Source organism: Pseudomonas sp. FW305-20 (assembly GCF_058788075.1).
Map to the genome: position 1 here is coordinate 15,109 of NZ_JBYTAJ010000004.1, position 22,417 is coordinate 37,525.

19 protein-coding genes are annotated in these 22,417 nt (G+C 60.6%); 12 read left to right on the plus strand and 7 right to left on the minus strand.

All coding sequences use genetic code 11. The features are described 5' to 3' along the window. The first annotated feature begins 3 nt into the window (after positions 1–3). The 9 genes from AC3WP4_RS04730 (at position 4) to AC3WP4_RS04770 (ending at position 13,606) form a co-directional block, all read left to right on the plus strand. Positions 4–942, plus strand: coding sequence for a DUF58 domain-containing protein (locus tag AC3WP4_RS04730; RefSeq protein WP_074876809.1), 939 nt, complete (start codon positions 4–6; stop codon positions 940–942). Further along, positions 939–1,526, plus strand: coding sequence for a DUF4381 domain-containing protein (locus AC3WP4_RS04735; RefSeq protein ID WP_102614343.1), 588 nt, complete (start codon positions 939–941; stop codon positions 1,524–1,526). The genes AC3WP4_RS04730 and AC3WP4_RS04735 overlap by 4 nt, the downstream gene beginning before the upstream one ends. Further along, a complete protein-coding gene (locus tag AC3WP4_RS04740; protein ID WP_102614344.1) occupies positions 1,513–2,505 on the plus strand; it encodes a vWA domain-containing protein in 993 nt (330 codons plus the stop codon). The genes AC3WP4_RS04735 and AC3WP4_RS04740 overlap by 14 nt, the downstream gene beginning before the upstream one ends. Before the next feature lies 1 nt (position 2,506). Continuing rightward, on the plus strand, positions 2,507–4,087 hold the full coding sequence (locus AC3WP4_RS04745) for a VWA domain-containing protein (protein ID WP_102614345.1): 1,581 nt from the start codon (positions 2,507–2,509) through the stop codon (positions 4,085–4,087). Then, a complete protein-coding gene (locus AC3WP4_RS04750) occupies positions 4,084–5,511 on the plus strand; it encodes a BatD family protein (protein WP_102614346.1) in 1,428 nt (475 codons plus the stop codon). The genes AC3WP4_RS04745 and AC3WP4_RS04750 overlap by 4 nt, the downstream gene beginning before the upstream one ends. Next, positions 5,508–6,536, plus strand: a complete 1,029-nt coding sequence (locus tag AC3WP4_RS04755) for an HAD family hydrolase (protein ID WP_102614347.1) — start codon at positions 5,508–5,510, stop codon at positions 6,534–6,536. The genes AC3WP4_RS04750 and AC3WP4_RS04755 overlap by 4 nt, the downstream gene beginning before the upstream one ends. A 74-nt stretch (positions 6,537–6,610) precedes the next feature. Then, positions 6,611–8,197 (plus strand): arylsulfatase, encoded by a 1,587-nt coding sequence (locus AC3WP4_RS04760; protein WP_102614348.1) that lies wholly within the window; start codon positions 6,611–6,613, stop codon positions 8,195–8,197. A gap of 254 nt (positions 8,198–8,451) precedes the next feature. After that, positions 8,452–10,968, plus strand: a complete 2,517-nt coding sequence (locus tag AC3WP4_RS04765) for a fused MFS/spermidine synthase (protein WP_102614349.1) — start codon at positions 8,452–8,454, stop codon at positions 10,966–10,968. A gap of 286 nt (positions 10,969–11,254) precedes the next feature. Continuing rightward, positions 11,255–13,606 (plus strand): tetratricopeptide repeat protein, encoded by a 2,352-nt coding sequence (locus AC3WP4_RS04770; protein WP_102614350.1) that lies wholly within the window; start codon positions 11,255–11,257, stop codon positions 13,604–13,606. Between the two features lie 240 nt (positions 13,607–13,846). Here the strand turns inward: AC3WP4_RS04770 and AC3WP4_RS04775 are convergent, their stop codons facing one another. Together AC3WP4_RS04775 and AC3WP4_RS04780 are read right to left on the minus strand one after the other, a co-directional pair. Then, positions 13,847–14,326 carry a DUF934 domain-containing protein gene (locus tag AC3WP4_RS04775; protein ID WP_102614351.1) on the minus strand — a complete coding sequence of 160 codons (480 nt, stop codon included), beginning with the start codon at positions 14,324–14,326 and terminating at the stop codon, positions 13,847–13,849. Then, positions 14,323–15,996, minus strand: coding sequence for a nitrite/sulfite reductase (locus AC3WP4_RS04780; protein WP_102614352.1), 1,674 nt, complete (start codon positions 15,994–15,996; stop codon positions 14,323–14,325). The genes AC3WP4_RS04775 and AC3WP4_RS04780 overlap by 4 nt, the downstream gene beginning before the upstream one ends. Positions 15,997–16,261: 265 nt before the next feature. On the opposite strand from AC3WP4_RS04780, the gene ccoN reads away from it, so the two are divergent. Together ccoN and AC3WP4_RS04790 are read left to right on the plus strand one after the other, a co-directional pair. Continuing rightward, entirely contained in the window at positions 16,262–17,689 is a 1,428-nt protein-coding gene (ccoN, locus tag AC3WP4_RS04785) for a cytochrome-c oxidase, cbb3-type subunit I (RefSeq protein ID WP_074876830.1), read from the plus strand. Positions 17,690–17,704: 15 nt separating this feature from the next. Further along, positions 17,705–17,926, plus strand: coding sequence for a CcoQ/FixQ family Cbb3-type cytochrome c oxidase assembly chaperone (locus AC3WP4_RS04790; RefSeq protein ID WP_102614354.1), 222 nt, complete (start codon positions 17,705–17,707; stop codon positions 17,924–17,926). A 122-nt stretch (positions 17,927–18,048) separates the two neighbouring features. On the opposite strand, the gene AC3WP4_RS04795 is transcribed toward AC3WP4_RS04790, so the two are convergent. Together AC3WP4_RS04795 and AC3WP4_RS04800 are read right to left on the minus strand one after the other, a co-directional pair. Further along, positions 18,049–18,543 carry a hypothetical protein gene (locus AC3WP4_RS04795; protein ID WP_046046933.1) on the minus strand — a complete coding sequence of 165 codons (495 nt, stop codon included), beginning with the start codon at positions 18,541–18,543 and terminating at the stop codon, positions 18,049–18,051. A 69-nt stretch (positions 18,544–18,612) separates the two neighbouring features. Then, positions 18,613–19,389, minus strand: a complete 777-nt coding sequence (locus tag AC3WP4_RS04800; protein WP_102614355.1) for an AraC family transcriptional regulator — start codon at positions 19,387–19,389, stop codon at positions 18,613–18,615. A gap of 95 nt (positions 19,390–19,484) precedes the next feature. Between AC3WP4_RS04800 and AC3WP4_RS04805 the strand changes: the two genes are divergently transcribed. Continuing rightward, the gene (locus AC3WP4_RS04805) at positions 19,485–20,177 is read left to right on the plus strand and encodes an aspartate/glutamate racemase family protein (protein WP_102614356.1); all 693 of its coding nucleotides are present in this window, start codon (positions 19,485–19,487) and stop codon (positions 20,175–20,177) included. Between the two features lies 1 nt (position 20,178). On the opposite strand, the gene AC3WP4_RS04810 is transcribed toward AC3WP4_RS04805, so the two are convergent. The 3 genes from AC3WP4_RS04810 to AC3WP4_RS04820 all read right to left on the minus strand — a co-directional run bounded on the left by AC3WP4_RS04810 (position 20,179) and on the right by AC3WP4_RS04820 (position 22,256). Then, complete coding sequence (locus tag AC3WP4_RS04810) at positions 20,179–20,700, minus strand: GNAT family N-acetyltransferase (RefSeq protein WP_074876839.1); 522 nt, start codon at positions 20,698–20,700, stop codon at positions 20,179–20,181. Between the two features lie 38 nt (positions 20,701–20,738). Then, complete coding sequence (locus tag AC3WP4_RS04815) at positions 20,739–21,728, minus strand: LysR family transcriptional regulator (protein ID WP_102614357.1); 990 nt, start codon at positions 21,726–21,728, stop codon at positions 20,739–20,741. 87 nt (positions 21,729–21,815) lie between these two features. Further along, the gene (locus tag AC3WP4_RS04820) at positions 21,816–22,256 is read right to left on the minus strand and encodes a carboxymuconolactone decarboxylase family protein (RefSeq protein ID WP_102614358.1); all 441 of its coding nucleotides are present in this window, start codon (positions 22,254–22,256) and stop codon (positions 21,816–21,818) included. Positions 22,257–22,417: the final 161 nt, after the last annotated feature.

Consider the following 22,417-nt stretch of genomic DNA (forward strand, 5'->3'; position numbering starts at 1 on the left):
GAAATGAACAGTGCAGACGGTCTGGTCTATGTCTCGCTCGCGCAGTTGATGGCCCTGGAGTTCAAGGCGCGTGACCTGAGTTTCCTCGCGCGTCAGCCGCAGGGCAGCATTCTCGCCGGCAACCATGCCTCGCGCCTGCGTGGCCGTGGGTTGAACTTCGATGAACTGCGCCGCTATCAGCCGGGAGACGACTTGCGTCATCTGGATTGGCGGGCATCACTGCGCACCGGCAAACCGGTGGTTCGCACCTTCACCGAAGAACGCGACCGCCCGGCGTTGATTCTGGTCGATCAGCGCATGTCGATGTTCTTCGGCTCCCAGCGCAGTTTCAAATCCGCCATTGCCGCCGAACTTGGCGCGTTGGCCGCGTGGATGGTGTTCCACGCGGGAGATCGGGTCGGCGGCCTGGTGTTCAATGATTTGCGCATCGAGGCCATTGCCCCGCTGCGCAGCCGTAAACGTGTCGAAGCGCTGTGCAGTCGCATCGCTGAGCAGAATCAACAACTGAACGCAGCCAATCCGGACGCCGAAGGTGAGGATCAACTCGACAAGGTTTTACAGCGTTGCCTGGCGGTGGCCGGTCACGATCACCTGATTTGCATCGTCAGCGACTTTGCCGGCGCCGGTGAACGCACCTTGCAGTTGATGCGCCAATTGGCGGCTCACAACGATGTGATTGCAATGCAGGTCTACGACCCGTTGGCGCTGAACCTGCCAAAGAATGGCCGTTTGCTGATCACTCAAGGTCAGTTGCAGGTGGAACTGGCCGTCGAGCAACGCAGCGTTCATCAGCCGCTGGGGGACTTTCTCAGTGGTCGGCTCAAAGACGTCGCTACGTTGCTGCGCCGCAGTCAGGTGCCGCTGATGATGTTCAGCACCGCCACCGAGGCACAGGAACAATTGCGCGCCGAACTGGGCAAGCTCGGCAGAGGGCGGCGATGAACCCGAACATCCCGAGCATCGAACAGCTCAAGGAGATCGCCCTGCCCGCGCCGGTGAGTTATGCGCCGCAGACGTGGGGTTGGTGGGTTCTGCTCTGCCTGTTAGTGATCGCCGTTTTGCTGGTCAGCGCACGGAGGTACTGGCAGTGGCGGCGGGATCGCTATCGGCGCGAGGCGTTGGTGCGTTTGGTTGAACTGCAAAACAGCGACGATCAACTCGGCGCCCTGCGCGAACTGCCAGAGCTACTCAAACGCGTAGCCCTGTCGATGCCCACCGATTGGAATACCCCCCCTGTGGGAGCGAGCCTGCTCGCGAAGAGGCCCTTACATTCACCATTGATGTCGACTGACCTGAAGCCATCGCGAGCAGGCTCGCTCCCACAGGTGACGGCGTTAGGCGGGAAAGATTGGCAAGCATTCCTGGAGCTGCACAGTGCGCAGCCATTACCGGCGGATTTCAGCCAGCAACTGGCGCAATTAGCCTATGCGCCCGATGCAACGTTATCGACCCTGCCGGACGATAAGCGCGATCAACTGTTCGCTACCTGCAAACACTGGGTGGAGCATCACCATGTGGCAGTTTGATTACCCATGGCTGCTGGTCCTTTTGCCTTTGCCATGGTTCGGCTACCGCTTCCTGCCCGATTACCGCGAAGCCCGCAGCGCCGTGCGCGTACCGTTTTTCGCTGCCATGAGCCGGGCGGTCGGCCAGGCACCCAGCCAGGCCGGTACCCGCAGCAATCGCTGGCAGTTACCGCTGAACCTGCTGGTCTGGGCGCTATTGCTGCTGGCCGCCGCTCGCCCGGTGTTCGTCGAAAAACCGATCGAGCGCCAGCAACCGGTGCGCGACCTGATGCTGGCCATCGACATTTCCCAGTCCATGGAAACCACCGATTTCACCGACGCCAACGGTCTGGAGATCAACCGTCTGGCGGCGGTCAAGGACGTGGTTCATGGCTTTATCGACAAGCGCAAAGATGATCGGCTGGGCCTGATCGTGTTCGGCAGTGGTGCTTACCCGCAGGCGCCGCTGACCCTCGATCACACCAGCCTGTCGCTGTTACTCGACGACATCGGCATCGGCATGGCCGGGCCCAACACGGCCATCGGCGACGCCATCGGTCTGAGCCTGAAGTTGCTCGACCAGGCCCACGAACAGGAAAAAGTCCTGATCCTGCTCACCGACGGCAACGACACCAGCAGCGCCATTACCCCGGATCACGCGGCGTCCATGGCGGCTGCCAAAGGCGTGGTCATTCACACCATCGGCATTGGCGACCCTGACGCTTCGGGTGAAGCCAAGGTCAACCTTCAGGGTTTGCAGCAAATCGCCGAGGCCACGGGCGGCAAGTTCTTCCGTGCTGAAGATCGCAATGCGCTGGATCAGGTGTACGCCACCCTCGACAAACTCACGCCGCATCAAGTGAAAACCCTCAGCCATCAACCGAAAAAGGATCTGTTCTGGTGGCCAATGGGGACCGCGATCGGATTGCTCGCGCTCTACCACTTAGGCGCCCTGCTCCGTCCGCAGCTGACACTCTCGCGTCAGCGGCAGGAGGCTTGAGATGGAGATCAATCTCAGTGACTTCCATTTCCTGCGTCCACTGTGGCTGTTACTGGTGCCGTTCGGCGCCCTGTTGCCCTGGCTGTGGCGCCGCAGCCGTGACGTGCAACGGCGTTTGCGTAGCAACATCGCCGAGCACTTGTTGCCGCATTTGCTGATTACGCCGCAGGATCAGCAGCGTTTTCGGCCCGTGCATCTGGCCTGCGTGGTGTTGATGCTGGGCGCCATCGCTGCTGCCGGGCCGACCTGGGAGCAGGACCGTCCGGACTTTCTGGAAAACCGCGCGCCACTGATCATCGCCATCGACCTGTCACCGTCGATGGACGCCACCGACATACAGCCAAGTCGTCTGGAAGCGGCCAAACACAAGCTGCATGACCTGATCCAGCGTCGCGCCGGGGCTCGCAGCGGGTTGATCGCCTATGCTGGCAGCGCGCATCTGGTGTTGCCGCCGACCGACGATCCCGCCCTGCTCGACACCTTCATTCAAGCCCTGAGCACCGACCTGATTGCCAAACCGGGGAAAAATGTCGGCGCGGTAGTCGAGCAAGCCAAACGCCTGCTGATCGCCGAGAAAACGCCAGGGACCTTGCTGCTGATCACCGACGGCGCCGACACCTCACAACTCAGCGGTCTGGACCAGCAACTGGACGACAGCGCGCTGCAAGTGCTGATTCTGGCCGTCGGCAGCGAGGATGGCGGGGTCATCCACGATGCCAACGGCCAGCCACGTACCGACAGCAACGGTCGTCCGGCACTTGGCCGTTTTGATCAGGGCGCACTCAAACAGCTGGGATCAACGTTGGATGCGCCGTTGGGCAGCCTGACGCTCAACGACGACGACCTGGACTGGATCGAGCTGCACGCCCAGCAGCACTTCCAGGCGGCCAGCGATGAACAGCGTGAACTGCACTGGAAGGATGCCGGTTACTGGCTGTGCTGGCCGTTGCTGCTGATCGCCTTCTTCAGCGTGCGCAAGGGCTGGAGTGTGAACTGGACGGCCGGGTGGTTGCTGGCACTGGGATTTGGCTTGCAACCAGCACCGGCCGAAGCCAACCCCTTGACAGATGCCTTTTTCACCCCTGACCAGCAAGGCCGCTGGGCTTTCGAGCACCAACATTTCCCGCAGGCCGCCACGCACTTCGTCGATCCCTACTGGAAAGGCATCGCTGCCTACAACGCTGCCGATTACGACCTGGCATTGGCCAGTTTCGCGCGACTGGACACACCGCAGGTGTATTTCTATCTGGGCAATATTTACGTGCGCCGCTTCAAGTTTGACCAGGCTATCGCCGCGTATACCCAGGCGTTGAAGCTGCAACCGCAATTCCATGAAGCCACCGCCAACCTGGCCTTGGCCATCGCCTTGCAGAAAGACACCGACAGCGCTGAACAGAACGCACCTGAGGTCAAACCCGACGACATCAAAATGGACAAGGCGCCGGGCAAGGGCCAGAGCAAACCGGTCGAGACCGAGCAAGCGGCGTCGGATGCGCTGTGGTTGCAAAACCTCAGTACGTCGCCGGCGAAATTCCTGAAGCAGAAATTCAGTGTGCAGGATCAGGCGGGGGGCAAGCCATGATCCGTCTGGTAGGCCGAGTTGCGGCCATCGCGAGCAGGCTCACTCCCACAGGGAATTTGCGGTGCACCCGGATCAAATGTGGGAGCGAGCCTGCTCGCGATGGCGCCCGTCCAGTCACCAAAGGTCTTCGCACCTTACTCCTGTGCCTGATCACCACCGCTGCTCTGGCCACCGAACCCGAGCTGCGAATCCAGACCCGCCTGCAACCCGCAGACTCGGTCATGGTCGGCGGCATTCTGGAACTGCAACTCGATGTCCTCACCGACAGCTGGTTCACCGACGCACCCACCCTGCCCGACCTGAAACTGCCCGGTGCACTGGTCATGCCGCCCGACGGCCATGCCGAACACCTGAACCAGACGCTCGACGGCAAGTCGTTCAACGGCATGCGCTACCGCTACCGGATCACCCCGAATCTGGCCCAGGGTTTCGACATTCCGGCGTTGACAGTGCGCGCCATGCCCGGTCAGGCGAGCGCGCCGTTGTCCGCCCAAAGCCAGCCACTGCACTTTCGCGCCACACAACCACCGGGGTTCCAGTCCGGCGAACCGGTGCTGGTGGCCCAAGGGCTGCGCTTCACGCAAACCATCGTCAACTCGGCAACACCCCTGAAGGTCGGTGACAGCATCACCCGGCAACTCACGCTGCAAGCCGACAACGCCCTGGCCATGTCACTGCCCGCGCCGTCACTGGACGATGTCGACGGCCTCAGCCGTTATCCGAAAGCCGCGCAAATCAGCGACCTTGGCGACGGTCGCGGCCATTTCAACGGCGGCCAGCGCATCGACACTGCAACCTATCGGATCGACACCGAAGGCCGCCATCACCTGCCGGCAATCGAACTGAAATGGTGGGACGCCAGCACCGGACAGACCCGAATGGCCCAAGTCCCGGCCGTGACCTTCGATGCCAGGGCCAACAGCGCCTATCGACCGGTATTTTCGATCACCGAAGACCTGAAAGAACTCGGTCAGCAAGGTCGCGTGCATCTCTCCGGGCATTGGCTGGTGCTTTTAGCGCTGCTGGTGGCTGTGACATTACTCGGCTGGTTTGCCCGTCCGCTCGTCCATCGTGTGTACCTTCAATGGCAAACCCGGCGCCGAGCCCGACGCGCCGCGTGGCTGGAGTCCGCCGATTACGCCTGGCGGCAGATTCCGAGGCAAATCGACGGCAAACCCGCACAGTTGAGCGCCCTGTACCTGTGGGCCAGACGTAGCCGCATGGGCCTGAAACTGACGAACCTTGGTCCGCGCCTGCAAGACCTGCTGCGCGCCTGTTACAGCCGTCAACCCAGCGCAGACCAAGCGCTGCGCCAACTAAAGCAATCCTTGGCTACGCTGCATAGTCAGGCCAAACGCGACACAGCGTCAGCCGCACCTGCACTGCGTCCACTCAATCCCGCTCACGAGAAGGATGTGCCATGACGAACCCGATATCGCTACGCCACCGCTATGGGCTGACGTTGCTGTTAACCCTTGCACTGAGCCTCCCGGCGCTCGCCCAGACCGGCGAGCCCCTGCCCTCGTGGAACGACGGCCCGGCGAAAACGAACATCATCGAGTTCGTCCAGGCGGTGACCGATCAAAGCGGCAAGGACTTCGTCAAACCCGCCGATCGAATCGCCGTGTTCGACAACGACGGCACGCTGTGGAGCGAGCAGCCGATGTACTTCGAATTGCTGTTTGCCCTGGAAGAGGTCAAGCGCACCGCACCGCAGCACCCGGAATGGAAAACCACCCAGCCCTTCAAGGCCGTGCTCGAAAATGATCACAAGGCCTTGGGCGAGTCAGGCATGGACGGCATCCTGAAAATCTTCGGCGCCACCCACACCGGCATGACCACCGAAGCCTTCGACGACTACGCCAAAACCTGGTTGTCCCAGGCGCGCCATCCGAAAACCGGCAAGCCGTACACCGAGATGATCTTCCAGCCGATGCTGGAAATGCTCGACTACCTGCGCAGCCAGGACTTCAAAACCTACATCGTCTCCGGCGGTGACACCGCGTTCATGCGCGCCTTCGCCGAGAAGGTCTATGGCATCCCGCCGGAACAAGTGATCGGCACCACGTTTGTCACCGCCTACCAGCTCAAGGACGGCCAACCGTCGATCCTGCGCACCGCCAAACTGGCCCACAACGATGATGGCCCGGGCAAACCGGAAAGCATCGACGCGGTTATTGGCCGACGTCCCATCCTTGCGTTCGGCAACTCCGACGGCGACCTGCAAATGTTGCAGTGGACTGCCGCCGGACCGGGCAAACGCTTCATGGGTCTGGTGCATCACACCGACGCCAAACGCGAATGGGCTTATGACCGTCAATCCCAAATCGGTCGCCTGGACAAGGCTCTGGACGAAGCAAAAACCCGTGGCTGGACTATCGTGGATATGGCCGCCGAATGGCGCCGGATCTATCCCTTCGAGGCCGTCTCACCCGAGCACGTGCAATAAAAAAGCGTAAACGCAGGACTGCAAAAAACGTTTGTCGCGCTTGAGCGACGCAAGTGAGCAAAGGAGCAAGTCAGATGACTCGCATACACAAGTGGCTACCGAAATTCGCCCTGGTGGCAGCCTCGGTGATGGCGATTTCGGCAACAGCCGGAGCCGCTGAAAAACCCAACATTCTGGTGATCTTCGGCGATGACATCGGCCAGACCAATATCAGCGCCTATTCCATGGGGGTGGTCGGGTACAAGACGCCGAACATCGACCGAATTGCCAAAGAAGGCATGATGTTCACCGACTATTACGCGGAGAACAGCTGCACTGCGGGGCGTTCGTCATTCATCACCGGGCAGACTCCGTTGCGCACCGGTCTGTCGAAAGTCGGTATACCGGGTGCCCCGGTGGGCTTGCAAAAACGTGACATCACCATCGCCCAGGCACTCAAGTCCCAGGGCTACGCCACCGGCCAGTTCGGCAAGAACCACTTGGGCGACCGGGATGAGTACCTGCCGACCAACCACGGTTTCGACGAGTTTTTCGGCAACCTGTACCACCTCAACGCCGAAGAAGAACCCGAACGCCCGTACTGGCCCAAGGATGACCCTGAGTTCGTCAAGGCCAACTCCCCGCGTGGTGTGATTCACAGCTTCGCTGACGGCAAGATCGAAGACACCGGCGCCTTGACCGCCAAGCGCATGGAAACCATCGACGACGAAACCACTGCTGCGGCACAAGCATTTATCGAGAAACAGGCCAAGGCGGACAAGCCGTTCTTCGTCTGGATGAACACCACCCGCATGCACTTGTTCACTCACGTGCGCGATTCGATGAAGGGCCAGAGCGGCATGCCGGGCAACGAGTATGCGGACGGCATGCTCGAGCATGACGGTGACGTCGGCAAACTGCTGAAAACCCTCGACGACCTGAAAATCGCCGACAACACCATCGTCGTCTACTCCACGGACAACGGCCCGAACCAGTTCTCCTGGCCGGACGCGGCGACCACGCCGTTCCGCAACGAGAAGAACTCCAACTGGGAAGGCGCCTATCGGGTACCGGCGATCGTTCGCTGGCCGGGCAAGATCAAGGCGGGTGAAGTGTCGAACGAGATGTTCTCGGGCATGGACTGGTTCCCAACCCTGCTGGCGGCAGCAGGCGATGCGGACGTGAAAGGCAAACTGCTCAAAGGCTGGGCGCCGACTTCGGGTGGCAACAACTTCAAAGTGCACCTGGACGGCTTCAACCAACTGCCTTACCTGACCGGCCAACAACCTAAAGGCGAACGCAAGGAGTTCTACTACTTCAACGACGACGGTGTACTGGTGTCCATGCGTTTCGATAACTGGAAAGCAGTGTTCTGCGAACAACGCGCGCCGGGCGGGTTCAAGGTGTGGAGCGAGCCGTTCGTATGCTTGCGGGTACCGAAAATCTTCAATCTGCGGATGGATCCGTATGAGCGGGCCGACATCGTTTCCGATCAGTATTACGATTGGCAAACCAAGAACGTCTATCTGGCCTCTGTAGCCGTCGGCAAGTCGGCGCAGTTCCTGCAAACGTTCATCGAGTATCCGCCAAGCCAGAAACCGGCCAGCTTCAGCATTGATCAGATCCGCGCGGCCGTGGATGCAAAGATCGCTGAAAAAATGAAGAACCAGCCTGCACAGTAAGACCGCTTGACTGCCGCTCGCCTGCACCGGCGAGCGGCCTTGTTTTGCGTGCACACAACTCCCTGTAGCAGCTGCCGAAGGCTGCGTTCGAGGACGAAGTCCTCGTTCCACATGCGCCGCGGACTGTCTGGTCTAGCGAGTCGTCTGAACTTACGACTGCTTCGCAGCCGGACGCAGCCTTCGGCAGCTGCTACAAAGGTTTGTGTCCACCGTAGAAACATAACTATTTCAGGTTCTGCACAAGGCAATCCGCAATGTCCTCACGTGTCGCCAGCAAGTCGTCGGCCCTACCCGCCACTCGGATCAAAGCTCCGGCGTTGCTGATTCCCGCCCTGTTGCTGTTCGTCTCCGGTGCCGCAGCGCTGGTGTATCAGGTGCTGTGGATCAAGCAGCTGTCGCTGGTAGTCGGCGTCGAGGTGTATGCCATCACCACCGGGATCAGCGCCTTTTTTGCCGGGTTGGCGTTAGGCGGCTTGTTGTTCGGTCAATGGGCCGATCGCTTGCAAAAGCCGGTTCTGCTCTATGCAGGGCTTGAGGTGCTAGTGGCCGTGCTCGGTGTCGGTGCGACCTTTGCCATGAGTCTCGCGGCCAGCCCATTTGCCTGGCTAGAGCAACATGTCGGTCTGCTCGCCTGGGTATTGCCGTTTGCGCTGGTGGGCATTCCGGCACTGCTGATGGGCGGCACCCTGCCGGTGCTGGTTCGTTCGTTGGCAGCAAACCCGCAACAGCTGGGCAAGGCTGGTGGGCAGCTCTATGCCGCGAACACCGCCGGGGCCATCGCCGGCACCCTGCTCGCCGCGTTTGTGTTGATTGCGACCCTCGGTGTACGCGGCAGTGCCTTGGCGGCGGCGATGCTGAACCTGCTGGCCGCCGTCGGTGCCTTGTGGTTCCAACGCCACCGTTCACTGCCGAATGATGCTGCGCCGGTCAAGCACCACGCCGACAAAGCCCCCGATCGCCTTGCCTTGTGGCTGTATTCAATTGCCGGTGGCGTGGCCCTCGGTTACGAAGTGGTCTGGTCGCAATCCATCGTGCAGTTCATGAGCACTCGCACTTACGCCTTTGCGGTGGTACTGGCGACGTACCTCACCGGGCTGTTTCTCGGCAGCATGCTGCTGGCCCGTCGGGTTGAGCGCATTCGCGATCCCTGGGGAGTATTCGGCTTGTTGATTGCCGGTGCCGGACTCGTCGCGTTGCTGGAAATCACCTTGCTCGGACGCTGGCTGGTGGTCGCCCAAAGCCTGGCTGAAACCTGGGTGTTGTCGTTGGGGGCGAGTGATCTGCTGGGGATGACCGCACGGTTTGTGGTGGCGGCAGTGAGCATCGTGTTTGTGCCGACCCTGTTGCTCGGCGCCGCATTTCCGCTGGCCCTGCGTTTGAGCGTCGGCCGCGAGCGGGTCGGTCAGGCGGTCGGCGCGGTGGTGGCGTTCAATACGCTGGGCGGGATTGTCGGGGTGATGCTCTGCGGCTTTGTGCTGATCCCGTTACTGGGGCTGGTCCGAACCCTGGGCCTGCTGGCGATTGTCGCCGCCGGGATTGGTTACTTCGCGGTGCGCAAGGGTCATGGGGTCAAGAAAGGCCGGCGCCAGGCGGTGGTCGCTATTGGACTATTGTCGATTGCGGTGGCCGTTTTTACGCCAGTGGACAAACTCGCCAGCCTGCTTCCCGGTGCACGCAACGCGAAATTGGCGTTCTACGAGGAAGGACGCGGTGGGACCGTCGCCGTGGCCACCCAAGGCAGAGGACAAAAAGCGTTCCAGCGCTTGTACATCCAGGGCGTGTCCAACACTGGCGACGCCATGCCGTCCCTGCGCTACATGCGTATTCAGGCGTTGCTGCCGCTGCTGATCCACAATGGCCAACCGCGCTCGGCGCTGGTGATCGGTTTTGGCACCGGCATCACCGCTGGCGCCCTGACGCGCTATCCGGGGCTGGAGCACCGCGTCGTGGCCGAGTTGCTGCCATCGGTGGTCAAAGCCGCGCCGTTGTTCAAAGGCAACTTCAATGCGGCCGCCGACCCCGGCGTTGACGTACGCCTGCAGGATGGCCGGCAGGAGCTGCTGCGCAACCCACAGCGCTACGACTTGATCACCCTCGAACCGCCGCCGCCCTCCGCTGCCGGGGTAGTGAATTTGTATTCACGGGACTTCTATCAGTTGGCCGCCAGTCGCCTGGAGAAACAAGGCCTGGTTGCTCAGTGGTTGCCGCTGCCCACCCAGAACATCGACGACTCGCGCTCACTGGTGCGCAGCTTTCTCGACGTCTTCCCCTACGCCACCCTGTGGACCAGCGAGTTCCACGAAATGCTGCTGGTGGGCTCGATGGAACCGATCGAACTGGACGCGGCGAAAATCAGCCAACGCTTCCAACAGGACACCGTGCGCAGCACCTTACAGGACGTGGGCATCGGCTCCGCTCCTGCGTTGCTCTCGACCTGGGTCACCGATCGTGCAGGCCTGGAGCGGTTCGCCGCCGACGCCCAACCGGTGACCGACGATCAGCCGCGTATCGAATATGCGCCATGGGTGCGTGCCAAGGAGATCAGCCGCGTACTGCCGGCCCTGCTGGACCTGCGTATAGCGCCACCGCTGGTGAATGCCGATGCAGGTTTCAACGAGCGAATGAACGCACACCAACAACGCCTGATGCAGTTCTATCGGGCGAGTCTGCATGCTTATGACGGTGACCGGGACGCGTGGGCCAGGGATATTCGCGAGGTGATGCGTGGAGATGGGGGGAATCCGTATTTTCGGTGGTTTGTCGGGGAGTGATGCAGCGCCTGGCAGACCGTCATCGCGAGCAGGCTCGCTCCCACACTGGATCTGCGTTGATCAAGCATTCTGTACACAACAGAGGTCAAATGTGGAAGCGGGCTTGCTCGCGAAGGGGCCCACAGCCTCAACGCATCACTTGGACTTGAGCTTCATCAGCCTTCATGACCTGGACGCTGCTCAGCACCTCACAACCATCATTTGACAGGCGCCGGCCATCCGGCAAAGCTGCATCGAGCTTGAACGCGCGCCTGACGGCAAACGCACCCGGACTATGGAAGTCGCAATGCCGAAACATAAAAATAAAGCAGTACAGCCAACCCCTGATTCGCCACCGACCTTGATTAACCGTTACCTGTTTCCCGTCACCCTCGGCGTTTTGCTGTTGGCTATCGCGGGCATCGGCTGGTTTCTGTTCAGCAGCAAACCGGCCCCGGTGCCCTATTCGCCTGTCACCGCTCCGATCGCTCAGCCGACAAAACCGCAACCGGTCGCCGTGGCACCGGCAACGATGGTCGATGAGCAACAATGCCAAGGCTGCCACAGCGAGCAGGTCAAGGACTGGCAAGGCTCCCATCACCAATTGGCGATGCAGGAAGCCAACGCCGAAACGATGCTCGGCGACTTCAACAACGTCACCTTCAAAGCAGAAAACGAAACCACCCGTTTTTCGCGCAAGGACGGCGGGTTCTGGGTCAATACCCCCGGCATCGATGGCAAGAATACCGACTTCAAGGTTGCCTACACCTTCGGCATCGCGCCGCTGCAGCAATACCTGATCGAGGTCGGCGAAGGTCGGTTGCAGGCCCTTGGCGTGGCCTGGGATACCGAGAAGCACCGCTGGTTTCACCTCTATCCGGGCCAAGGCGTGAACTTCAAGGACCCGTTGCACTGGAGCAAGCCGAGCCAGAACGCCAACTTCATGTGCGTCGAGTGCCACACCACCGGTTACAAGCGCAATTTCGATGCCGCGAAAAACACCTTCGACAGTCACTGGAACAGCCTCGGTGTCGGCTGTCAGGCTTGCCACGGCCCAGCCTCCAATCACCTGGAATGGACGGCAAAAAAAGGTGACCTGGTCCATGCCGGCTTTGCCGTCGACCTGAAAGACAAGAACGCCACTGTCGAAATCGAAACCTGCGCCCGTTGCCACTCGCGCCGCGCGCCATTGGGCGACGGCTTCACCACCGGTAAACGCTTGATGGATGACTACTTGCCGAGCCCACTGACCCGCGATTTGTACGCGCTGGACGGCAAGATCAAGGACGAAGTGTTCGAACACGGCTCCTTTGCCCAGAGCAAAATGTTCGACAAGGGCGTGCGCTGCAGCAACTGCCACAACCCGCACAGCACCGAGCTCAAGACACCGGGCAATGGTGTCTGCCTGCAATGCCACAACACTGCCGGCAAGACTTCGGTAGACGGAGTCGACGGCAAAGGGCTGCAAGCGAAGAACTACGATTCCATCGAACACACCCGCCACACCATGGGCCAGCCGGGTTCGCAGTGCGTGGATTGCCACATGCCCGGCAAGTTCTACATGGGTAATGACTTCAGGCATGACCACAGTTTCAGCATCCCCAACCCTGAGCGGGCGAAAAAACTCGGTACACCGGACGCTTGCCTGACCTGCCACCAAGGCAAGGCTGGCAACAAGGTCACCGAGCAATTCAAGCTTTGGAACACCACTACCGCACAGGCACCGCGTTACGACGAAAGCCTGTGGCTGATTCGCAACGGTCAGCCTGGCGCGGCACAAGCCTTGTACGAGCAGCTGCAACGCAGCCAATTGCCAGCGATTCAGCGCGCGACCCTACTCGCCGAGTTGCCGCTGTATCCCAGCGAACAGGCGTTGAAACTGGCCACTCAGGACTTGAGCCACCCGGCACCGCAAGTGCGTGAAAGCGCTGTTCGGGCGATCAGTGCGTTCCTGCCGCCGCCGGAGCGCGCATCGCTACTGACGCCATTGCTGGCCGACCCGGTGAAAGCTGTGCGGATAGCCGCAGCCCGGGACTTGCTGAGCGTGGCCCGTAATGGCTTGGGCAGCGCCCAAGACAACTGGAATGCAGCCATCGCCGAATACGAGGCGGTCCAGAAGAACCTGAGCGAACGCGCCGAAGCCAACCTCAACCTGGCCATGCTCTATCAGGCCAACGGTCGGAGCGGTGAAGTCGAAGCGTTGCTGCGCACTGCCCTGCAGCGCGATCCGGATTTCTACCCGGCGCTGGTGACGCTGGCGCAATGGCTGGAGGCAAACGGACGCAGCCAGGAAGCTCAGGCGCTGCTGGCGCAGAGCCTGAAAGAACACCCGAATGCTGCGCTGCTGCAACACACTCAAGGCCTGTCACTGGTGCGCGCAGGCAAATCAGCCCTGGCCATGCAGGCTCTGCGCAAGGCGGCGCAATTGGAACCTCAGAACGCGCAGTATGGGTATGTATTGGCCGTGGCACTGCACGACAGCGGCAAAGTCGATGAGGCCTGTGAAGAGCTGGAGCGGTTGCTGAAAGTGCAACCGGCCAATCGCAATGCCCGGTTGTCGTTGATCCAGTACTACCTGGACAACGGACAGGAACCGAAGGCACAGGTGCTGCTGCAGGGCTGGAAGAAAATGAACAGGGGGGATCCGGCGTTGAAGTGATCTGGAGTACATCCTTTAGATCCACCCCCTCACCCCAACCCTCTCCCCACGGGGGCGAGGGGAAAGGGAGCCGATCTTCAAGCCATTCAAAACCTGAGCGCGACTCGAAATTTCAGGTCGACTCGAAAAACTCCTCGTTCACGGCAGCTCCTGCATCGACTGCGTACACCCGCAATGTTTCAGAGGTACGCAATCCCGTGTAGGAGCTGCCGCAGGCTGCGATCTTTTGACTTGTTTTTTTTACCGCCGCCGGAACAACGGTCGTGGCTCGATCACCGAACGCCCATACAGCACACTCATCCCGGCCAGCCCCTTGAGCGCATCTTCAGCCGACTTGTCCTCACGCACCGCGAAGCTGTCAAACCCGCATTGGCGCATGTGGCTGAGTTGATCGCGCAGTACGTCGCCGACCGCGCGCAACTCGCCCGTCCAGCCCAATCGCGTGCGCAGCAAGTACGCCTGGCTGTAACCGCGACCGTCACGGAAACTCGGAAAATCCAGGGCAATCAACGGCAGGTGTGAAAACCACGGCTTGAGGCTTTCCACCTCATCGTCCGGCCCCAACCACACGCCCTTTTGCGGTGGCCCTTCAAGCCAGCGGGCCAACGGCAGAATCACTGCACCCGCCGGCCATTCATCGTTGACATCCCTGACCAGCGTCCAGGGGTCATCAGCGACAATCCGCGCCACACCCTCCTCCAACCGCAGCAGATTATTCATGCCGACACCTCCAGCAGCTTCGGATAGACCTGTTCTTTGAACGGTTCCAGGCCAATGCGCTGCAAGGTGTCGACGAAGACTTCCTCGCTCTCGCGGTAATTGACGAACGTAGCGATGATCTGCTCGATCACCTCGGGCACTTCGGCGGCGCTGAAGGACGGGCCGATGACTTTGCCCAATGCGCTGTTCTTGCCCTGAGCACCGCCGAGGGTGATCTGGTACCACTCGCTGCCGTTCTTATCGACCCCCAGAATGCCGATGTTGCCGATGTGGTGGTGGCCGCAGGCGTTCATGCAGCCGGAGATATTCAGGCTGATGTCACCCAGATCATGCAGATAGTCGAGGTCTTCGAAGCGTGCCTGAATGGCTTGCGCGATGGGGATCGACTTGGCATTGGCCAGCGCGCAGAAGTCGCCGCCGGGGCAGGCGATGATGTCGGTCAGCAAACCGATGTTGGCGCAGCCCAGGCCCTGTTCGCAGGCCAGGCACCAGAGCGTGTAGAGATCAGCCTTGGGCACGTCGGGCAACACAATGTTCTGTTCATGGGCGATGCGAATTTCGCCAAAACCGAACTGCTCGGACCAGTCGGCCACCGCCTCCATTTGCTCGGACGTGACGTCACCCGGCGGTGAGGCGATGCCCGGTTTGGTCGACAATACCACGCTGGCATAGCCCGGCACTTTGTGCGGCTGAACGTTGCGCGATACCCAACGGGCGAAGGCCGGGTTTTCAGACAGGCGTGTGCCGAAATCCAGGTCGGTGCCCGCCAGAGCGCGGTAGTCCGGCGGCACAAAGGCACTGGCCACGCGCTCATACTCGACGTCGGTCAACTGCGCCGGGCCGTCCTTGAGGTACTGCCACTCCTCCTCCACTTCCCGGGCAAAAGCTTCAATGCCCAGCGCCTTGACCAGAATCTTGATCCGCGCCTTGTACTTGTTGTCACGCCGGCCATGTCGGTTGTAGACCCGCAGTACCGCCTCGACGTAGGACAGCAAGTGCTGCCACGGCAACCCCTCGCGAATCTGTAAACCAAGGATCGGCGTGCGCCCCAACCCACCGCCAACGATGACCCGCAGCAACATCTGTCCGTCGGGTCCCGGGTAAAGATAGAGGCCGATGTCATGCATCATGATCGCCGCCCGGTCCTGTTCAGCCGAGCAGATGGCGATCTTGAACTTGCGCGGCAGGAACAGGAATTCCGGGTTGATGGTCGACCACTGCCGGAGGATTTCCGCCAGCGGCCGCGGGTCGATCATTTCATCCGCGGCCACCCCGGCAAAGGCTTCGGTGGTGATGTTGCGCACGCAGTTGCCGGAAGTCTGGATCGCGTGCATTTCCACTTGCGCCAGGCGTTCGAGGATGTCCGGCACCTGGGCCAGTTCGATCCAGTTGAACTGCATATTCTGCCGCGTGGTGAAGTGGCCGTAGCCACGGTCGTAGTCTCGGGCGATGCTCGCCAGCGTGCGCATTTGTGGCGCGCTTAACGTGCCGTAAGGAATCGCCACGCGCAGCATGTAGGCGTGTTTTTGCATGTACAGGCCGTTTTGCAAACGCAGCGGCAGGAATTCTTCTTCGCTCAACTCATCCGCCATGAAGCGCTCGACCTGATCGCGAAACTGCGCGACCCGCTCAAAGACCAGGGCCCGGTCATAGTCATCGTACTGATACATGTGGCTACCTCATCAGAATTGATCGCATGCTCTTTGGCGGTGCTTGTGGTAGCGACTATGGACCTGCGGCGCAGTGCGTTACAGATTCAGCTGAACGCTAAAAAACCGTATCAGGTTGTGGTAAATGGCCACAGGGTTACCTCAAATCTGATCCGCATAAATGAGCTTTTCCTGAGTCTGTTTTGTTTCCGGCAAGGTTTCTACAGTGCACGACATGCCAGTCCGGGTGGCCTGGCAAGACTTTGCAACCGTGGAAGCATTGACCATGAGCACAGCAACAATCGGACAGGCCTATAACTACAAGGTCGTCCGCCAATTCATCGTGGCAACCGTGGTATGGGGTGTCGTGGGGATGGCGATGGGGGTGTGGATCGCCTCACAACTGGTGTGGCCCGAAATGAACCTCGACCTGCCATGGACCACCTTCGGGCGCTTGCGCCCGCTGCACACCAGCCTGGTGATTTTCGGCTTTGCCGGCAGCGCGCAGTTCGCCGCCAGTTACTACGCGGTGCAGCGTACCTGCCAGGTGCGGCTGTTTTCCGACAAGCTCGTGGCATTCACTTTCTGGGGCTGGCAATCGGTGATCGTGGTGATGCTGATCACCCTGCCGCTGGGCTATACCACCACCAAGGAATACGCCGAGATCGAGTTCTCCGGCGCGGTGTGGATGACCGTGGTGTGGGTCGCTTATGCGATCGTGTTTTTCACCACCGTGGTGCAACGCAAGACCAAGCACATCTACGTCGGCAATTGGTTTTTCGGCGCGTTTATCGTGGTGATCGCCATGCTGCACGTGGTCAATCACCTGTCGATTCCGGTGGACTGGTTCAAGTCCTATCCGGTGTACTCCGGGGCCACCGACGCCATGGTGCAGTGGTGGTACGGGCACAACGCAGTGGGTTTCTTCCTGACCACCGGGTTCCTGGGGATGATGTATTACTTCGTGCCGAAACAGGTTGGGCGGCCGGTGTATTCCTATCGGCTGTCGATCGTGCATTTCTGGGCGCTGATCACCTTGTACATCTGGGCCGGCCCGCATCACTTGCACTACACCGCGCTGCCGGACTGGGCGCAGTCGCTGGGCATGGCCATGTCGCTGATCCTGCTGGCACCGAGCTGGGGCGGGATGATCAATGGCATGATGACGCTCTCGGGCGCCTGGCATAAATTACGCACCGACCCGATCCTGCGCTTTTTGGTGTTGTCCCTGGCCTTCTACGGCATGTCGACCTTCGAAGGGCCGATGATGGCGATCAAGACGGTCAATGCCCTCTCCCATTACACCGACTGGACCATCGGCCACGTCCACGCCGGCGCTTTGGGTTGGGTGGCGATGATCACCTTCGGCGCGCTGTACCACATGATCCCGAAAGTCTTCGGGCGTTTACAGATGTACAGCACGCCGCTGATCAACCTGCACTTCTGGCTGGCGACCATTGGCACCGTGCTGTACATCGCCTCGATGTGGGTCAACGGCATTACCCAGGGCTTGATGTGGCGAGCGATCAACGATGACGGCACGCTGACTTACTCCTTCGTCGAGGCCTTGCAGGCCAGCCATCCAGGATTCGTGGTGCGCTTCGTCGGCGGTGTGTTCTTCCTCAGCGGCATGTTGTTGATGGCTTACAACGTCTGGCGCACGGTGCGGGTTTCGGACATCGAAATGGCCCACCGCGAAGCGCAGATTGCCTGAGGCAAGGGGCTTGAGATGATTGAGATCGTGCTGAATGTGTTGGGCGTCGTGGGGCTTTGGCTGGCAGTTGAATACTGCCTGAAACACCAGACGGCCGAGAGTCTGGATGAAGCCAGTTTGATTCCGTTTGCCGATGACCCGGAGGTGGCGCGGCGGGTGGAATTGGCGACGGGGAAAACCGTGAAGGCGGTGGCGCCGGAAGAAGTAAAACCGGGTTGGGGCAATCTCGAAATTTGACGCCACGATGATCGTTCCCACGCTCTGCGTGGAAATGCCTCAAGGGACGCTCCGCGTTCCAATGGGACGCAGAGCGTCCCGGGCTGCATTCCCACGCAGAGCGTGGGGAACGATCTGTGACTTCAACTGCGCTCGCGGGGAATCAGGCTCTGCAACTGCTGCGCCAGAAAGTTCGCATCGAACGCAAAGGTATCCGGGTCTTTCAAGCCATTGGTCTTGCGCCATTGCCAGCTGCTGGACGGTGGCAGGCACACCAGCGAAATGCTGCCGTACCGCGCCGCTGTCAGGCCCATCACGGCCAGTGAAATCTGACCACCGGCACCCATCACATCCGGCACAAATTCCACCGGTTTGCCGGCGATCACAATGGACAGTTTCTCAGTCTTGAAGGTCGATGTTTCGACCGGCACGCTCGGCCCCGAGGCGACATAGGCCTCGCGGCTCACCTCCAGAAGATTCGGCGCCTGGACCGGTTCCAGCCATTGCTGGATCTGATCGAACAGTTCACCAATGCGCGTCGCCCACACGGCCGATTGCGACTCGAACAGTTGTTTCTTGTGCGCTTCGCTTTCTGCGTAATGGCGAAGCATCTCACCCAGTTGCTGTACATCGTCCATTGCGGTGTTCCTTTGTTGAAGCGGTGCTGCGGACTTTGAGCATGGCAGATGCGCGCTGCCGGCGTACGACTAAAAGCGTGAACGGTATTGGCTGGGGGTCATGGCCAGGTATTTGCGAAAGGCACTGCCCATGTGGGACTGATGGGCGAAGCCTGCGTCCAGGGCAATGCCGGCCAGGGCCAGGTCGGTGTGTTCGATCATCCGGCGTGCCGCCTGTAGCCGCACCTCAACGAGGTAAGCGTGGGGTGTCAGACCGATGGCCCGGGTGAAGTCGCGCAGAAAGCGCAGCTCGTTTTGCCCGTAGGTGGCGGCCAATTGTCCAAGGGTCAGGGGCTCGTGGAACTGCGCGGCGATCTGGTCCAGCACTCGGGTGAAAACCCTGGGCATGACACGGTGCGCGGTATTGGCCTGCGGGTTCATCAAACCAACGAGTTCCACCGCCCTTTGCTCAAGCGCCAGCCTGTCCGGTTGCGGAGCGAGCAACAGGCGCCGCAGCTCCCGGCCCAGCATTAGCGCGCGGCGGTTGCCTGAAGACTGCACACGGTGGTCAACCGAGGGTAAATGCTGATGGGCCAACGGTTCGCCCAGACGCATCAGCAGATACTCGCCACCGCTGGCCGATTCGGAAAACACTTCCACGCCGACCGGGGTGTAAGCCAGCACGCCAGGCAAGGTGTCGAAATCCACCCGGTGATCCGAATCGATGGCGTGCACGCCCTGTTGACGTTCCAGCGTCACCCCAAGGGTTTGCCATTGCACAGGATCACGCGCGCTGTAAGCGGCGCGGGGCAAAAGCTGCAAGCAGAGCCTGCCGTCCAGCAGCTCTTGGCTCAGCACCGCTGGCATGTGAAATTTCCTGATAGATCGCGATGAAGAGCCACGGGTACTCTCAAATAAAGGCATGCTCAAAAATAAAGGGTTGCCATCAACAGGAGCACTACATGCGCACCATCGGCCTTATCGGCGGCATGAGCTGGGAGTCCAGCGCCGAGTATTACCGTCTCATCAATCAGCAGGTACGCGACCGACTCGGGCCTTTGCGTTCGGCGAAATTGCTAATGTACAGCGTCGACTTTGGCCCTGTCGAACAGGCCCAGCACGCCGGGCGTTGGGACGATGCGGCAGCGATTCTGGTGGACGCGGCGCAGCGGTTGCAGGCTGGCGGTGCCGATTGCGTGGTGCTGTGCACCAACACCATGCACAAAGTGGCCGGGCAAATTCAGGACGCGATCAGTATTCCGTTCCTGCACATCGCCGACCCGGCGGGTCAGGCCGCCGTCGAGGCTGGCGCTCTGAAGGTCGGATTGCTCGGCACAGCGTTCACCATGGAGCAGGACTTCCTCAAGGAGCGCCTCACTTCGATGGGGCTGACCGTTGTGGTGCCGGAGGCCGATGAACGTCAGGCCGTCCACCGGATCATCTATGACGAGTTGTGTGTCGGGGTGATCAGCGAGGTGTCACGCAAGGTGTATCAACAAGTCATCCAATCGCTGACCCGACGTGGTGCCCAGGCGATCATCCTCGGTTGCACGGAAATCGGCCTGCTGATCAAACCCGAGCACAGCGCCCTGCCCTTGCTCGACACCACCGAACTGCATGCGCAGGCGGCGGTGACATTCGCGTTGGGCGAGTGACTCAACCGGCCTTGGGTGTGCGACGCAGCCGCGCCATGCTCAAGGCATCGACCCATCCGCCATCACGCACGGCGTAGTCGCGAAACAGCCCTTCGGTATCGAAGCCGAACTTGCGATACAGCCCGATAGCCGCTTCGTTGTCGGCGTACACCGAAAGCTCGAGCCGTTGCAGGTTCATCCAGTTGTCGGCGATGTCCAACGCCGCCGTCAGCAATTTCGAGCCAACGCCTTTGCCCTGCCAGGCCACCGCAACGCCCATGCCGAGATTGCCGGCATGACTGCGGCGGATCCGCGAAAACTGCTCCAGGCCAATATTGCCAATGACCGCCCCCTGATGCAGCGCCACCAGTTGCACCACACGCTCATTGTCCGGCGCCAGACGCTTGCGCCAGATTTCCACAGACTGAAACGGCATTTGCAACACCTGGCGGGTGATGGCCGGGTCGTTGTAAAGCGCGGTAATGCCGTCGATGTGGGATTCGTTGAAACGTTCGAGGGTAATGACAGCGTCAGTGGCGGGCATGGGTGATTCATCCTTGATGACAGACATGGCCGCCCACTCTATACCGCCGTAGGTTGTTCGAACCACTCTCGGCGCTCGTTGAAAGTATTCTGGATCAGCTCAACGATCATCTGCACCTGCGCGGCCCCCTCGGACTCGGCATTGACCGCCATCCACACCTGACGCTGCATCGGTTGGCTGAACAGTCCCGGCAGTTCAATAAGGCCGCGGTCGAAGCGGCTGATGTATCCGGGCAGCAGGCCAATGCAGGCGCTGCAACGGATCATCTCCAGCATCAGCTCATAGGAATGCAACTGCACTACCCCGGCCAGGCGCTGGTCCACGAGGTTATTCCACGGCCGGAAACTGTCGACCTGACGGTTATGCTGCCATTGCACCAGCAGGAAGTCCGCCAGGTCGTCGAGGCTGTCTGGCCGCGATGCGACCCGTGAATACCGTTTGGCGATATGGGGCAGGTAGTCGAGCCGCGCCAGACGCCGGGGCTCGCTGACGGCAAAACTGGGTCCGGGCAGCGGTGATTCGGTGCCGGCCAGCCACAGCACCACATCGGCGCTGACCGCTTGCAGGGACAGTTCACTGTCCAGGGTGATGATGTCCAGACGCACGCTGGCGTTGCGGCGCAATAAGGCAACCAGATCGCGACCGAGAATGTCATGCAGGATCGACTCGGCGACGGCCAGGCGTACCAACGGCTGTTCGATCACCGGCAAGTCGCGTTCGTGGGCCAAGGCAATCAACTGCGATTGCAGCTGCAATCCGTCCCGACTCAGGGCAACGCCATTCTCTGAGTGGCTGAACAGCGAACACTGCAGTTGCGTTTCAAGTTGCGCCAAGTGTTTGCGCAGTTGGGTGGCCTTGATATTGAGACTGCGAGCCGCCTGCATGAAACAGCCGCAGCGGGCGCTGACCCGAAAAGACTGCGCCAGTACCGGATCGATCCCTGCCACCTGTGCGCGCCAGGATGAGCTTTTTTCTATGGGCGAGCGGTACTGGGCAACTTGTTGATTTGTGGTTTCCATGAATGGCATCGCTGACTCCCTGTCGATCTGTCCTTGAAAGCCTCATCCTGCGCAGGGTTTATGAACCTGACGTGACACTCGGGGTGGAAAATCGATTCAGCCTCCAGGGGTTTGTCGAAAGCTCACCGCCAGGCGATTCCAGCTGTTGATGGTGGTGACGGCGATGGTCAGGTCGACCATTTCGCTTTCGCTGAATTGCTCCCGAGCCTGCGCGTAGACGTCGTCCGGCACATGGCTTTCAGCGAGCAAGGTGACGGCTTCGGTCCAGGCCAGCGCCGCGCGCTCTCGCGCATTGAAGAAGCCGCTGTCGCGCCAGACCACGATCGAATACAAGCGACGGTCAGTCTCGCCGAGTCGCCGGGCATCCACCGAATGCATGTCGGTGCAGAAGGCGCAGCCATTGAGCTGCGAGGCACGAATCTTGATCAAGTGCAGCAAAGGCGGCTCGATGCTGAGGTTGCTGGTCAAGGCTTCCATGGCAATCATCGCTTTCATCGCCTTGGGCGATGCGCTGTAGTAATCCAGGCGGACGTTCATGAAGTGACCTCGCGGATCGAATGTGTGCCCCTCAAGGTAGGCGTTGATACACAGGCGTTACAGATCCAATTCTGCGAAATACCCATGGACCACTCAGGCACCAGACCAATCGGAGGTTTTTCGCCCACGCAACTTTTGCGCAGGCGTTCATGCGGGTAATC

Bases quoted from the DNA above. Each gene is read 5' to 3' on its own strand.
- AC3WP4_RS04730 (WP_074876809.1), top strand. From the start codon at position 4: ATGAACAGTGCAGACGGTCTGGTCTATGTCTCGCTCGCGCAGTTGATG.
- AC3WP4_RS04735 (WP_102614343.1), top strand. From the start codon at position 939: ATGAACCCGAACATCCCGAGCATCGAACAGCTCAAGGAGATCGCCCTG.
- AC3WP4_RS04740 (WP_102614344.1), top strand. From the start codon at position 1,513: ATGTGGCAGTTTGATTACCCATGGCTGCTGGTCCTTTTGCCTTTGCCA.
- AC3WP4_RS04745 (WP_102614345.1), top strand. From the start codon at position 2,507: ATGGAGATCAATCTCAGTGACTTCCATTTCCTGCGTCCACTGTGGCTG.
- AC3WP4_RS04750 (WP_102614346.1), top strand. From the start codon at position 4,084: ATGATCCGTCTGGTAGGCCGAGTTGCGGCCATCGCGAGCAGGCTCACT.
- AC3WP4_RS04755 (WP_102614347.1), top strand. From the start codon at position 5,508: ATGACGAACCCGATATCGCTACGCCACCGCTATGGGCTGACGTTGCTG.
- AC3WP4_RS04760 (WP_102614348.1), top strand. From the start codon at position 6,611: ATGACTCGCATACACAAGTGGCTACCGAAATTCGCCCTGGTGGCAGCC.
- AC3WP4_RS04765 (WP_102614349.1), top strand. From the start codon at position 8,452: ATGTCCTCACGTGTCGCCAGCAAGTCGTCGGCCCTACCCGCCACTCGG.
- AC3WP4_RS04770 (WP_102614350.1), top strand. From the start codon at position 11,255: ATGCCGAAACATAAAAATAAAGCAGTACAGCCAACCCCTGATTCGCCA.
- AC3WP4_RS04775 (WP_102614351.1), bottom strand. From the start codon at position 14,326: ATGAATAATCTGCTGCGGTTGGAGGAGGGTGTGGCGCGGATTGTCGCT.
- AC3WP4_RS04780 (WP_102614352.1), bottom strand. From the start codon at position 15,996: ATGTATCAGTACGATGACTATGACCGGGCCCTGGTCTTTGAGCGGGTC.
- ccoN (WP_074876830.1), top strand. From the start codon at position 16,262: ATGAGCACAGCAACAATCGGACAGGCCTATAACTACAAGGTCGTCCGC.
- AC3WP4_RS04790 (WP_102614354.1), top strand. From the start codon at position 17,705: ATGATTGAGATCGTGCTGAATGTGTTGGGCGTCGTGGGGCTTTGGCTG.
- AC3WP4_RS04795 (WP_046046933.1), bottom strand. From the start codon at position 18,543: ATGGACGATGTACAGCAACTGGGTGAGATGCTTCGCCATTACGCAGAA.
- AC3WP4_RS04800 (WP_102614355.1), bottom strand. From the start codon at position 19,389: ATGCCAGCGGTGCTGAGCCAAGAGCTGCTGGACGGCAGGCTCTGCTTG.
- AC3WP4_RS04805 (WP_102614356.1), top strand. From the start codon at position 19,485: ATGCGCACCATCGGCCTTATCGGCGGCATGAGCTGGGAGTCCAGCGCC.
- AC3WP4_RS04810 (WP_074876839.1), bottom strand. From the start codon at position 20,700: ATGCCCGCCACTGACGCTGTCATTACCCTCGAACGTTTCAACGAATCC.
- AC3WP4_RS04815 (WP_102614357.1), bottom strand. From the start codon at position 21,728: ATGCCATTCATGGAAACCACAAATCAACAAGTTGCCCAGTACCGCTCG.
- AC3WP4_RS04820 (WP_102614358.1), bottom strand. From the start codon at position 22,256: ATGAACGTCCGCCTGGATTACTACAGCGCATCGCCCAAGGCGATGAAA.